The following is a 13,200-nucleotide window of genomic DNA, read 5'->3' as shown; positions in this document are numbered from 1 at the left end:
TTGCATATTATTTGTGCTCTGCGATCTTTATCATTCTTACCATTATTTTATCACTGAAGAATCCGGCTGTCTGCTGGTAGGCTTCAGGGAGGACTCCGTTACTTTCATTGTAAAAGAGGTATGGAATAAGGAACCTGTCGGCTTGCCGGAAGTGGATGGGCTGTATTCTGAAATGCAGCGTATCGGGGAAATGTGCGGCTGTAGCCAGTTCCGTGTCCTGGCTCATGGCGGTTATCTGCCGGAGGCACTTTCCTTTGAACTGCATGGACTGACTGTTTCGGATGATAGCTATCTGAGTAGTCTGGAAACGGGAAAACATATTGAACTCTTTTCGCATAATGAAGCGGCTTACCGGGCCATCGAGGAAGGATTCAAAACAAACAGGATCGGAGCGGTTGTACAGGCGACCGGAACAGGAAAGTCCTACCTGATTGCCCGCTATATCGTCAATCATTCGGAAGATGATATAGTGGTTATTGCTCCCAACGTTACGATTATCGCCGAGATCAAAAAAGCAATTGGCAGGACAATGCCGCATGTTGCCTACCGGACTTTCCAGGCATTAGTCCTGAATCGCGGTACGGTCGGTGAGCTTAAAGCGGATCATATTATTATCGATGAGTTCCATCATTTCGGGGCGGAGGTATGGGGTAAAGCCGTACAGGAAGTCATTGATAACAATCCGGAGGCCCGTGTACTGGGAATGTCGGCAACCCCGATACGTCCCGAAGAGATGCTCGATACGGTAGAAGTCTATTTCAAGGGAAACCTGTTCCATGAACTGTCTTTGTCTATGGCCTGGTATTATAAGATACTGCCTGTCCCTGTCCTGGTGCAGAGCGTATTCGATCTGAATAACCAACTGGATAAGGTACAGCGTATGTTGAACAGGAGCGACTGTACATCTGAAAGGCGCAAGCGTATTCAGGACAAGATAGACTTTGCCCGTCTCGACTTTCGCGGTTCGTTGAGTGCATCGGAACTGATTCGGCGTTATCTTCCGAAAGAGGTAAAGAAAATGCTTGTCTTCTGTAAAGACAAGGAAGATCTTCAGCATATGGTTCCCGAAGTATCGAACTGGCTCGGGCAGGCTGGTTTTGAGACGGAAACATTCGAGATCCATAACGGACTCAGCAATCGGGAGAATGAAAAGACGTTGCGTCGTTTCCGTAGGGAAACGGGAAAACTGCATGTCCTTTTCTCTATAAATATGTTGATCGAAGGATTGCATGTGGAGGGAGTGGATGCCGCCATGTTCCTGCGTCGGACGGAGTCGTATGTAGTAGCCTTGCAACAGTTGGGCCGCTGCCTGAAAGCCGGTTCGGACCGGCATCCGGTGGTGCTTGACTTCGTCAATAACCTTTCGGGCCGTTCTGTTTATGAGGCTATGTCAAGGGAGTTGGCTTATCATCCGGCAATCCGTGCTCCAAAGAGCTTTAAAGGCTTTATGGAGTTTGAGGTAACTGGATTTTTGTCTGATATCCGTGCCCGTGTGGATGATATGCTGGCGGAACTGGATGCATGGCCGGTGATGTATGAACGTTTGATCGAATATAAGGAACGTGAAGGGCGCTGGCCGCAGGCAGCCGAAGGAAAGTTGGGAAACTGGTGTAACACCCAACGGATTGCCCGGAAGAAAGGAACGCTGTCGGAAGATTATATCTCGCAGTTAGACCGAATCGGTTTCGAATGGGAAGTACAGGACAGTCGTTGGATGCAGTATTATGAAGAACTGAAGATTTTTATAACTCAGATGCAACGTTATCCTAAGAAGGGAGAAAATAATCTGAGTATCTGGTGCAACACCCAACGGCAGGGACGTAAAAAAGGGGTGTTATCTGAAGAACGGATAGCTTTGTTGGATCGCATCGGTTTTGCGTGGGAGCAAGATTTGGATGCCCAGTGGATAAAAAATTGGGAACAGGTGGTGTTTTTTTATCACCAAAAGGGATATTGGCCTAAAAGTAATGATGGCAAATTAGGTTCCTGGTGTAGTACCCAACGTAAGTTCCGTAAACAGGGGGGACTAGCCTCCGAACGTATCAGGATGATGGATGAAGCCGGTTTTGTCTGGAATACCGACGATATCTGGATTGAAAACTATGAAAAATTAAAACTGTTTTACCAGGAGAAGCACCGTTGGCCTACTGTCCGTGAAAACAAGCTCGGCAGTTGGTGCTTCGTCCAACGTCGCTTATTCAAAAACGGTAAACTTCTCTCCTGGCGAAAACAGATGCTGGAGTCTATCTCTTTCCCTTTATAAGGTTTGTTGTTTACTTATCTGTTTCAGGTATTTGAGGATATTCATCTTCTTGTTTATACCAACTTATTTTCCGGGAGAAGAACATAATCGTTCCCAGGATTACAAACAAGCCGATACTTCCTATTAATAAGGCAACATCTTCGAGTTGCAGAACAACATACAGGAAAATATATAATAAACATAACATGCCGGTGAGTGCTCCGGTCTGTATTTTATTTTTGAAGATGCTGTGAGTATAAGCTGTGATCAGGCCGATGGTGGCGATACTGGCAATCAGATAGGCCGTGCCGAAGTTTATCTGTTCGGAGATAGACAGGAGCAGGCTGTAAAACAGGATCAATGCGAAGCCGACCAACAAATACTGTATAGGGTGGATCCGTTTTCTGGTCAGGATCTCGACGAAGAAGAAGACAACGAAGGTCAGGGCGATGAACATGATGGCATATTTGGCGGAACGCATGTTCTGCTGGTAATGGTTTACCGGGTCGATCAGGCTTACCCCGAAGGAGGAATCGTCGAATGAGTTTCCCGGGTAGTCGATCCACATTTCCGGGATACTGCGGTTGAAACTGAGGATACTCCAGTCGGCTTCGAATCCATTTTCGGTAATATGGTGCTCCGGGGAGAAGTTGCCGATGAAACCGGGGGACTTCCAGTTGCCTGTAACGTGCACTTTAGTCGTTTTGCCTATGGGGATGAAATTGATGTTACTGCTGCCGTTCAGTTTTAATTTGCAGTTGAATGTTTGGGGTTGGCTGAACAGGAGAGGGTCGGTATTCTTTAATGGCATGACCAGCATTTTTCCTATCTGCGTATCCAGGTTACCGGTGGCTTCGACCGACAATTGTTTGTTGTCCAGTTTGAAGTCGATGTTTTCTGTTATGCCCCTCAGGTCGGAAACACCGATGGATAGATAGGCCTGTTCCCAATGAATGATACTGTTTTCCGGTTTGGGGAAGTTTATTTTGTCGAAGTTTCCTGTTATGTCTATCTCGCTTTTGTAAAGGATCGTTTTGTAGATACCGTAATATCTTTCCTCTGGAAATAACTGTGTTGTGATATTCAGGTTTTCCGGTGTGATATTCAGAAGGTGTTCCTGAATGGTTGTCTTGTTGTCCGGATTTACCTGCGTCGTGGTATAAGGGATGGAAATGACCGGACCGCAAAAGGTTTGGGCATTGCTCCATTTGTTGTTAATCTTTTCGATTGTTTCCAAACTCCGGTTTTGTCTTTCCCGGATCAGATCCTGGATCATTAATCCCGGAATCAGGAGGATGAGGGTCAGGAATCCGATAATCAGTGCTTTCAGTGTGATAGACTGATTGATTTTTGCTGCTTTTTTGATTGTTGTTTCCATAAGCTAAACCTGTTTTATGTAGTTTAAAAGTACTTTGCGATTCAAAGTAGATGGGTAAAAAAAATTATTTGATAAGTTCTTCCAGTGCATTCAAATGCTCTTTGAAACTTTTTCGTCCTTCTTCGGTGATGGAATATTGGGTATTGGGTTTCCGTCCGATGAATTGTTTGACGGACTGGATATATCCGAGAGTCTCCAGGGCTTTCAGGTGGCTGGCCAAATTCCCGTCGGTCAATTCCATCAGTTGCTTCATGGTGTTGAAGTCGGCTGATTCGTTTACCGAAAGGATAGACATGATACCTAATCGTATCCGGTTTTCGAAGGCTTTATTTAATTTGGACAGTATGTTTTTCATTCTTTCTTCAAATCATATTTGATGTACATAGCTGTGCCGTAAATGATATGGCAAACTCCGAATCCGATAGTCCAAAGCAAGAGGCTCCAGTCGGGGAACAGGGCGGCAACAATACCTAACACGACTTCTGTCAAGCCTAAATAATGTACTTCGTCGAGGGTGTATTTGGATACATTAATTAATGCCAGACCATAGAAGGTCAGCGTCATGGTGATCGCCATAGCCAAATCGCCGCGTAGCAGGAAAATGAGGGCAAAGATACCTCCGGCAATCAATGGGATACCGAGGTTATAAAGTGTCCTTTTTATCAGGCTTTTGGAGGGCATCAGGTTCTTTTTCACCGATTTTCTCCAGGAAAAATAGATACCGAAACAAATAGAGAAGAGCAGCACGGCGGAAGCGTCGGTTATCAGCAAAGTGACTTCGCGGAACATGGCTTCGTGTGTCGTGTCGAAGTTGGTACTGGCCGGTTCCCGTAAAATATGGAAATAGGCAAGTGCTGCTCCGATAATGGCTATGACTCCGGCTGATATGCCTGACAAACCGCTTAACGAAAGGAATTTAGATGATTTCTCCATCATCTCGCGGATAGCTTTTATGTCTTCTATTTGTTTATTCATATACTTAAAATAAAAAGTACTTTGTGTTGCAAAGTTAATGAGGTTTCTGAAGATTCCAAATAGTAGGGGTGAAGTTTTTAGGATAATGTTATAGATCTAAATCGAAATTTAGTAGATTTTTGTCGTTAAAGCTGTCAAAATCAGACTTAAACAGTTTATCTTGTATAATTCTGTATTTTTCGAATTCAGTTTCAGCAAAGGCTTTCGCAACTTGTGCAGAAACTGTACCTATATTATGTAATAAGTCATATTCATTGAAATTAAGAAAGGCATTCAATTTTTTTTCCCAATCCTCCATGGACATAGGGATATGGCGTTCTGCTTGTAGTTCTGCATAATCGAGATACATGGAAACGATACGATCAAAGCTATGCAATTCTTTTTCCGTTAAATAATTTTTTGCGATTGAAACATCACTTTTAAGAATTTTACCACCAGGTGAGTTTTTCCAAGAGGTCAATCCCATATGTTCTTTCTCACTATTGGCACGTTTCATAATTAACTCGGCAGCTGTATGGTGATGTATAGCAAAATGTAATTTATTTTGAACTGTAGCAAAGAAATCTAGTGTGATTTGTGAATGTGGATCGTAATTAAATGCTGTGGCATAAATATCTGTTATTTTTTGATAGAATAACCGCTCACTGGCCCGGATTTCACGGACTTCTTCTAATAAGCTGTTGAAATAGTTTTGATTAAAGAAAGCCCCATTTTTCATCCGTTCTTTATCTATTATGTATCCACGTATAGCATAATCTCTTAGGATGTTTGTTGCCCATTGCCGGAATGCCGTAGCTCTTTTTGTATTTATACGATAACCAACAGCAATAATTGCATCAAGGTTATAATGTTTTGTACGATAATTTTTTCCATCGGAAGCAGTTACCGAGAATTCCTCGGTAACTGAATCGGGGTCCAATTCTCCATCATTAAATATATTTTTGAGATGAAGTGAAATATTATCGGTTGAACAGTCGAATAAAATGGCCATTAGCTTTTGACTTAACCAAATGGTCTCGTTTTGTACTCTGACTTCTATGCCATTTTCTTTGGCTTGATTTGTAAATATCAGAAATTCGGCTGTACTATTCTTAATTTGGAATTTTTTGCTCATTTTTTTATAGTCATTTAATTGGTTTTTAGTTAATTCAGCTACATGTTTACTGATTAACAAATATTTGTTTACAAAGATAATGTTTTTAAATAACAACAGGCAATTAATATTCTGAAAATAGATGATTTTGTTTGTGATAGCTTTCATATAATAAATACTTATCTTTGCCTTCTGAAAATAAAAGTAGAGAACATGGATAATAAAACGATATTACCGGCAGAATGGTATCCTCAGAGTGCTGTTCAACTGACCTGGCCGCATGAAGGGACCGATTGGACTCCGATACTGGATGAGGTGGTTCCTTGTTTTGTGGAAATTGCCAAAGAGGTGATCAAACGGGAGAAGTTATTGATTGTTTGTCCGGATGAAACGGCGGTACGCTCGCAGTTGGGAGAGGTGGATTATAACCGTGTTATTTTCCGTGAGATGGAGACGAACGATACCTGGGCGCGTGACCATGGGGGCATTTCCGTGTTTGATGACGGGGTGCCGGTGGTGTACGATTTTGTGTTCAACGGTTGGGGGATGAAGTTTGCTGCCAACCATGATAATCTGATTACGCGGAAATTGTTTCATGGCAAGACTTTTGCCGATGAAGTGGTTCCTGTCAATATGCAGCCGTTTGTATTGGAAGGCGGCAGTATCGAGTCGGATGGAAAGGGAACTTTGCTGACTACGGTCGAATGTCTATCTTCCGTGAACAGAAACGAATATCTCCAGCAGGAAGAACTGGAAAATTATCTCCAGCAGGTGTTCGGACTGGACCGTATCCTGTGGTTGGAAAGCGGTTATCTGGCGGGAGACGATACCGACAGTCATGTCGATACGCTGGCGCGTTTTTGCAGTGAGGATACGATTGCCTATGTGCAGTGCACGGATGAGGAAGACGAGCATTTTGCCGAACTCCGGGAGATGGAAGAGGAATTGAAGGAGTTCACGCAGGCAAATGGCGAACCTTATCGGCTGGTCGCTTTGCCGATGGCGGATAAAGTGGAGTGGGAAGGCGAGCGTTTGCCGGCTACCTATGCCAATTTCCTGATTATAAACGGGGCTGTGCTTGTTCCGTTCTATAACTCATCGAAAGATGAAGTGGCGAAAGCGGCCTTGCAGACGGCGTTTCCGGACAGAGAGATTGTAGGTATTAATTGTTTACCGTTAATTAAACAACATGGCTCATTGCATTGTGTGACGATGCAGTACCCAAAAGAATTTATTGTATGAAAGTAGGATTGATTCAACAGGCAAATACCTGTGACCGGGCAGATAATATAAAGAAACTGAAAAATAGCATCCGGCTTTGTGCCGACGAAGGTGCGGAACTGGTTGTCTTGCAGGAGTTGCATAACGGCCTGTATTTTTGCCAGACGGAAGATACGCAGATGTTCGACCTGGCGGAAACGATTCCGGGACCGTCTACGGAAGAGTTCGGGGCTTTAGCAAAAGAGCTGGGCGTGGTTTTAGTACTTTCCCTGTTCGAGCGGCGTGCTCCGGGATTGTATCATAATACAGCCGTGGTGATTGAGAAAGACGGCTCGATTGCCGGAAAATATCGTAAGATGCATATACCGGACGACCCGGCTTACTACGAAAAGTTTTATTTTACTCCCGGCGATTTGGGATTCGAACCGATAGAGACGTCTGTCGGGAAGTTGGGCGTATTGGTTTGCTGGGACCAGTGGTATCCGGAAGCAGCCCGCCTGATGGCGATGAAAGGTGCTGAGATGCTGATTTATCCGACGGCTATCGGTTGGGAGAGCAGTGATACGGAAGAAGAGAAAAAACGTCAGCTGGGTGCCTGGATAACTGTGCAGCGCGGACATGCCGTAGCTAACGGACTTCCGGTGATTACGGTAAACCGTACCGGACATGAGACGGACCCTTCGGGACAGACAAACGGTATCCAGTTTTGGGGAAATAGCTTTGTGGCAGGTCCCCAGGGAGAGTTGCTGGCTGAGTTCCCGAACGACCATGAAGAGGTGCGTGTGGTAGAGATTGATAAAGCACGGAGTGAGAATGTGCGCCGTTGGTGGCCGTTCTTCCGTGACCGTCGTATCGATGCTTTCGGCGGACTGACAGAGCGATTTTTGATATAATATGAAGTTTTGCAATAAAGAAGAAGCCGTCCGGTATATGAATCGATTGGGATTATCCGGGCGGCCTTTTATATTTGTCGTTGATTATAAGCAGGAGCAAGTTTGGGTGGCGGAGCCGGAGGAGGTAGAGCCGGGTGAGGTGTTGTATGATTTGAATGGCGTTACCAATGTGACGTCAAAAGCGGAAACCTTTCCGGAAAAACATGTTGAATGGGAGACTAATCCGGTTTCTTTTGAAACTTACTCCCGGTCTTTCCGGAAAGTAATCGAGCATATTTATGCCGGTAATTCTTATCTGGTCAACCTGACTTGTGCGACTCCGGTACGAACGAACCTGACGTTGAAAGAGATTTTCTATCTTTCCCATGCTCCTTATAAATTATGGGTGAAAGAGCGTTTTGTTGTTTTCTCTCCTGAGATATTTGTGCGTATCGAGGATGGATTTATCTATTCTTATCCGATGAAAGGGACGATCGATGCCTCTTTGCCTGATGCGCGGGAACGGATTTTGGCAGATAAAAAAGAAGAGGCGGAACATGCCACGATTGTCGATTTGATTCGTAACGACCTGAGCCAGGTAGCTTCGGAAGTGACGGTGTCGCGATACCGGTATATAGATGAGTTGCAGACAAACAGGGGAAGACTGTTGCAAGTCAGTTCGGAAATTAGAGGTAAGCTACCGGAAGACTGGAAAGCCTCATTGGGAGACATATTGTTCCGGCTGTTGCCCGCAGGGTCTATCACCGGAGCTCCCAAGAAGAAGACGATGGAGATTATCGGGGAAGCTGAAACATACGAACGGGGATTTTATACCGGGGTTATGGGATATTTTGACGGTCATCGTCTGGACAGTGCCGTGATGATTCGCTTTATCGGGCAGGAGGGAGGAGATTTCCTGTTTAAGAGCGGCGGTGGGATTACTTCCCAAAGTGATTTAGAAAGTGAATATAATGAAATGAAACAAAAAGTATATGTGCCAATTTATTGAAACAATCCGTATCGAGGATGGAAAGGCGGTTAATCTGGCCTTTCATAATTACCGCTTCAACAAGACGCGGAGAGATGTGTTTGAATGTAACCTGCCTGTAAACCTGGCGGATTATATCCAGCTCGGAGATTATTCCGGACGTACCAAATGCCGGGTCGAATATCAGGAGGAAGTGGAGAAGGTGGAATATCTACCTTACACCGTTCGTCCGGTGAATCGTTTGAGACTGGTCACGTCGGACGGGTTGGATTATACATATAAAAGTGCTGACCGTCAGAAGTTGGATGAATTATTTCGTCAGAAGGGAGAAGCGGACGATATTTTAATCATACGTGATGGCGTCTTGACGGATACATCGATTGCCAATATTGCTTTATGGAATGGTAGCCAATGGGAGACACCCGAGGTCCCTTTGTTGGAAGGAACGATGCGGGCATCTCTATTAGGAAAGGGGAGGATTGTTCCGGCTGTTATTCGTCCACAGGATTTGTCTCGTTACTCGTTGGTTCGCCTGTTTAATGCGATGATCGGGTTTGGTGAGATCGAATTTCCGGTGGAGAACATTATTTAATAATGTAATAAACGGTATTGCTGATACGTGCCTGATATACTTTGTTGTCGTGCATGAGCGAGCATAGAGCCAGACAGAGCTCCGTGTCTTTAAAATTTGTTGCTCGTTGTAATTCAGCAAATGTACTCTTTCCAACCTGACACAAAGTCTCATATAATTGAGAAATGCTATGAGACAACTTTACATTTAGCGTATTCATAAGCTGTTATTTTATAAGTTAATACTATATAGGACCGGCGGTAGAGGGATACTGTCCGGTTCTTTTTTCGAAGACTAAAGTACCGGATATTTTTGTAAGAACCGTCTCTTTTTTTACTGTAACGGTAATTTTTGCTTCTTAAACGTATTATCGGGAAACTGAAATAAAAACGGGTGGTTATCTGTCTTTGGGCAACCGCAGTACGAACCGTATCAGTGCCACGAATACCTTTCCGTATTTTTCCAGTTTGATTTCTCCCACACCGCGTATTTCGCTGAACTCTTCCAGGGTAACAGGCCTTTTTTGTACCATATCTTCCAGTGAATCATCGGAAAAGATGATGTAGGCTGGTGTCTGTTCGCGTTCGGCAATCTGCTTGCGGAGTTGCTGGAGCGAGTCGAGTAGTGTCTCTTCGACCGAAGCCGATTGGATGGGTTTGATGGGGCGGTATTTGAATTTCGAGTCTTTTCTTCTGAAATAAGTTTTTTCTTCCGGCTCTTTATAGATAGCCATCATCGCTTTCTGTTCACCGAACAATACTTTTCTGCCTAGCGGAGTGACTTTCAGTATTCCGGCATTGACATAATCGATTTCGATATATCCCAATTGAAGCATCTGGTAAAGATATTCTTTCCATTCTTTATAGGAGAGGTCTTTTCCGGCACCGTATGTCTTTAATTTATCGTATCCTTTTTCCGTGATCTCTGTCTTCTCCGAGCCGCGGAGGATATTGATAAGCATATTCATGCCGACAAATTCGCCGGTACGGAAGATGGCGCTTAACGCTTTTTGGACGAGTATGCTGCCGTCGAACCGTTGGGGAGGGTTTTTGCATACATCGCAGTTGCCGCAGTCCTGGTCGCTTTCTTCTCCGAAGTAGCTGAGGAGGATACGCCGGCGGCAGATGTCCGCTTCGCAATAACGGCGCATACGGTTCAGCTTCTGGAGGTTGGTGTCTTTTTGTCCGCTTTCTTCGGCAAAACGGCGGAGGACAAGCAGGTCGCCTACCGAATAGAACAGCAAGGTGTCGCTTTTCATCCCGTCGCGTCCGGCACGGCCTATTTCCTGGTAGTAGTTCTCGATACTTCCGGGCATATTATAATGTACGACCCAACGCACATTGCTTTTATCTATTCCCATCCCGAAGGCAACGGTTGCACAGACCACGTTTACCCGGTCGTTGATAAAATCATCCTGTGCCTTTTCGCGTTGAACAGGCGGGAGTCCGGCATGATAGGCAACGGCCTTGATCCCGTAAGAAGAGAGTTCTTCTGCTAGGTTCTCTGTACTGTTCCGGCTCATGCAGTAAACGATCCCGCTCTGATGGCGGTGGGCATGGATGAAATGGACGATGGCGGAAGTTTTCTCCTTTTTGTTCAGTCCCCGGCGGATAGTCAGGGATAGGTTCGGACGGTCGAAGGACGAAACGAAAACTTCCGGATCACGCAGCTTCAATTGGGTGACAATGTCGGTACGTGTGACTTTGTCGGCTGTAGCTGTCAGGGCGACGATCGGGACTTTGGGGAACTGTTCTTTCAAAACGGACAGTTGGGTATATTCGGGACGGAAGTCGTGCCCCCAATGTGAGATACAATGGGCTTCGTCGATGGCGATCAGGGATATATCCATACGGGGAAGCAGCCAATGCAGTTCGCCAACCAGTGCTTCGGGCGACAGGTAAAGCAGTTTTATTTTACCCTGGATGCAGAGTTGTTTTATTCTGTGTCGTTCTTCTTCCGGCATCATGCTGTTGAGTGCGGCTGCCGGGATACCGTTGGCAACCAATCCGCCTACCTGGTCTTTCATCAGGGCGATCAACGGAGAGATCACGACGGCTGTTCCCGGCATATAAATGGCCGGTAACTGGAAACAAATTGATTTTCCTCCACCGGTAGGCATCAGCACCAGTGAATCCTCTTTCCTCAAAATACGTTGTATGATCTCCGCCTGTAACGGGCGGAAAGAAGTATATCCGAAAAACTTCTTTAGCAGCAACTGTAACTCTTTCATCATCTAAAAATCAATTTACAAAGATAATATATTATTTGATACAATATTCAAAGGTTATTTTTGCTCTTATATTATCGTTTTAGAGAAAGAGGTACGTCTGATTTTATTTAGAGGTAGGTGTAAATTGATTTAGACGTACCTCTAAATTGATTTACACCTACCTCTTTTTATAAAGTATACAGAATGTCTTTCGGAAGTATTCTTGTACATTTTAGTAGTTGATTAGGATGATTCCCGTTTTATTTATTACCTTTGCATTCAATTATTTATTTAACGAGCCGCGATGGCTCAACATTATTATTAGATGACATTTGAACAATTAGAACTGATAGAGCCGATACAAAAGGCTCTTACAAAAGAAGGTTATACAATTCCAACCCCTATACAAGCAGAAGCAATTCCCTACGTTTTAGACGGATATGACTTATTAGGTTGTGCACAGACCGGAACAGGTAAAACGGCTGCATTTTCCATTCCTATTATTCAGAATTTGTATAACGAACGCCAGCATGGTAAAGTGCGTGGTATCAAAGCATTGATACTGACACCAACCCGCGAACTGGCCATCCAGATCGGAGAAAGTTTTACGGCATACGGTAAATATACCGGTGTGAGGCATACCGTTATATTCGGTGGTGTAGGGCAGAAGCCTCAGACCGATGCGCTCGAACGTGGCGTAGATGTATTGATCGCAACCCCCGGACGTCTGCTTGATTTGATCAACCAGGGATTTATCAGCCTGAAATATCTCGATTATTTTGTATTGGATGAGGCCGACCGTATGCTGGATATGGGATTTATTCATGATATCAAACGTATTTTGCCCTTGTTGCCCAAAAAGCGCCAGTCGCTATTTTTCTCGGCAACGATGCCGCCGGAGATAGAACGCCTGGCAGGAACGATCCTGCATGAACCGCAGAAGGTGGAGGTTACTCCGGCTTCATCGACGGTGGATAAGATCGACCAGTCCGTTTATTTCGTGGAAAAGGCGGAGAAGGTAAGCCTGCTGACGCATTTGCTAAAAGATTCTTCTTTGGAATCGGTACTGGTATTCACCCGTACGAAACATGGGGCGGACAAAGTGGCCCGTGTCCTGGCAAAAGCGAATATCGGAGCGGAAGCTATCCATGGAAACAAGAGCCAGACAGCCCGCCAGCGTGCACTGACTAATTTCAAGGACCATACCACCCGTGTACTGATCGCTACGGATATTGCCGCCCGCGGTATCGACGTGGACCATCTTTCGCATGTGATAAATTATGAACTGCCGAATGTGCCGGAAACATACGTACACCGTATCGGACGTACAGGTCGTGCCGGACGCAGCGGTGTCGCTTATTCATTCTGCGATGCAGAGGAAGTGCCGTACCTGAAAGATATCCAGAAGCTGATAGGCAAACAGATACCTGTTGCCGGCGGAAACGAATTTGAAACGGCAGATGTAAAAGCAGCCGTGGCAGAGAAGAAAGAAGCCATCAAGCAGGAATCGAAAAGACGTAATATGTTCGGCAGCAAGCGCGACGGCAGTTTCTGGCGGAATAAGAAGCGGGCTGAGGCGGGAAACCAGAAGACTGCCAAAAAGAAATCATAGATAGTAACTCGGAATACGAACGTAAAATCCGTAAGCAGC

Annotated in this window: 12 protein-coding genes; 6 read left to right on the top strand and 6 right to left on the bottom strand. The window is 45.0% G+C overall.

What is annotated here, in order from left to right; genetic code table 11:
- The first annotated feature begins 4 nt into the window (after positions 1-4).
- Positions 5-2,263 (top strand): Helicase associated domain protein, encoded by a 2,259-nt coding sequence (locus HMPREF1535_RS21820; protein WP_046147456.1) that lies wholly within the window; start codon positions 5-7, stop codon positions 2,261-2,263.
- Positions 2,264-2,273: 10 nt separating this feature from the next.
- On the opposite strand, the gene creD is transcribed toward HMPREF1535_RS21820, so the two are convergent.
- From creD to HMPREF1535_RS21800, 4 genes are all read right to left on the bottom strand, one after another.
- Positions 2,274-3,620 carry a cell envelope integrity protein CreD gene (gene creD, locus HMPREF1535_RS21815; RefSeq protein WP_046147455.1) on the bottom strand — a complete coding sequence of 449 codons (1,347 nt, stop codon included), beginning with the start codon at positions 3,618-3,620 and terminating at the stop codon, positions 2,274-2,276.
- 64 nt (positions 3,621-3,684) lie between these two features.
- The gene (locus HMPREF1535_RS21810) at positions 3,685-3,975 is read right to left on the bottom strand and encodes a winged helix-turn-helix domain-containing protein (protein ID WP_046147454.1); all 291 of its coding nucleotides are present in this window, start codon (positions 3,973-3,975) and stop codon (positions 3,685-3,687) included.
- The gene (locus HMPREF1535_RS21805) at positions 3,972-4,595 is read right to left on the bottom strand and encodes a hypothetical protein (protein ID WP_046147453.1); all 624 of its coding nucleotides are present in this window, start codon (positions 4,593-4,595) and stop codon (positions 3,972-3,974) included. The genes HMPREF1535_RS21810 and HMPREF1535_RS21805 overlap by 4 nt, the downstream gene beginning before the upstream one ends.
- A gap of 88 nt (positions 4,596-4,683) precedes the next feature.
- A complete protein-coding gene (locus HMPREF1535_RS21800; protein WP_046147675.1) occupies positions 4,684-5,709 on the bottom strand; it encodes a virulence RhuM family protein in 1,026 nt (341 codons plus the stop codon).
- Positions 5,710-5,901: 192 nt separating this feature from the next.
- Between HMPREF1535_RS21800 and HMPREF1535_RS21795 the strand changes: the two genes are divergently transcribed.
- The 4 genes from HMPREF1535_RS21795 to HMPREF1535_RS21780 are packed head-to-tail and all read left to right on the top strand — an operon-like array spanning position 5,902 to position 9,361.
- Positions 5,902-6,930: an agmatine deiminase family protein gene (locus HMPREF1535_RS21795; protein WP_046147452.1), complete on the top strand. Its 1,029-nt coding sequence runs from the start codon at positions 5,902-5,904 to the stop codon at positions 6,928-6,930.
- Positions 6,927-7,802 carry a carbon-nitrogen hydrolase gene (locus HMPREF1535_RS21790; RefSeq protein WP_046147451.1) on the top strand — a complete coding sequence of 292 codons (876 nt, stop codon included), beginning with the start codon at positions 6,927-6,929 and terminating at the stop codon, positions 7,800-7,802. Before HMPREF1535_RS21795 ends, HMPREF1535_RS21790 begins: the two co-directional genes overlap by 4 nt.
- A 1-nt stretch (position 7,803) precedes the next feature.
- The gene (locus tag HMPREF1535_RS21785) at positions 7,804-8,790 is read left to right on the top strand and encodes an aminodeoxychorismate synthase component I (RefSeq protein WP_046147450.1); all 987 of its coding nucleotides are present in this window, start codon (positions 7,804-7,806) and stop codon (positions 8,788-8,790) included.
- Positions 8,774-9,361 carry an aminotransferase class IV family protein gene (locus tag HMPREF1535_RS21780; RefSeq protein ID WP_046147449.1) on the top strand — a complete coding sequence of 196 codons (588 nt, stop codon included), beginning with the start codon at positions 8,774-8,776 and terminating at the stop codon, positions 9,359-9,361. Before HMPREF1535_RS21785 ends, HMPREF1535_RS21780 begins: the two co-directional genes overlap by 17 nt.
- On the opposite strand, the gene HMPREF1535_RS21775 is transcribed toward HMPREF1535_RS21780, so the two are convergent.
- Both HMPREF1535_RS21775 and recQ read right to left on the bottom strand, forming a co-directional pair.
- Entirely contained in the window at positions 9,354-9,560 is a 207-nt protein-coding gene (locus tag HMPREF1535_RS21775) for a winged helix-turn-helix domain-containing protein (protein WP_007658438.1), read from the bottom strand. The genes HMPREF1535_RS21780 and HMPREF1535_RS21775 overlap by 8 nt on opposite strands.
- 177 nt (positions 9,561-9,737) lie before the next feature.
- Positions 9,738-11,570 (bottom strand): DNA helicase RecQ, encoded by a 1,833-nt coding sequence (gene recQ, locus HMPREF1535_RS21770; protein WP_046147674.1) that lies wholly within the window; start codon positions 11,568-11,570, stop codon positions 9,738-9,740.
- 304 nt (positions 11,571-11,874) lie between these two features.
- Here recQ and HMPREF1535_RS21765 point away from each other — a divergent pair, with 304 nt between their 5' ends.
- A complete protein-coding gene (locus HMPREF1535_RS21765) occupies positions 11,875-13,161 on the top strand; it encodes a DEAD/DEAH box helicase (protein ID WP_007658434.1) in 1,287 nt (428 codons plus the stop codon).
- The last annotated feature ends 39 nt before the right edge of the window (positions 13,162-13,200 follow it).

The organism is Parabacteroides goldsteinii DSM 19448 = WAL 12034 (assembly GCF_000969835.1).
GTDB lineage: Bacteria > Bacteroidota > Bacteroidia > Bacteroidales > Tannerellaceae > Parabacteroides > Parabacteroides goldsteinii.
This window is presented reverse-complemented; position numbering and strand designations above follow the sequence as displayed.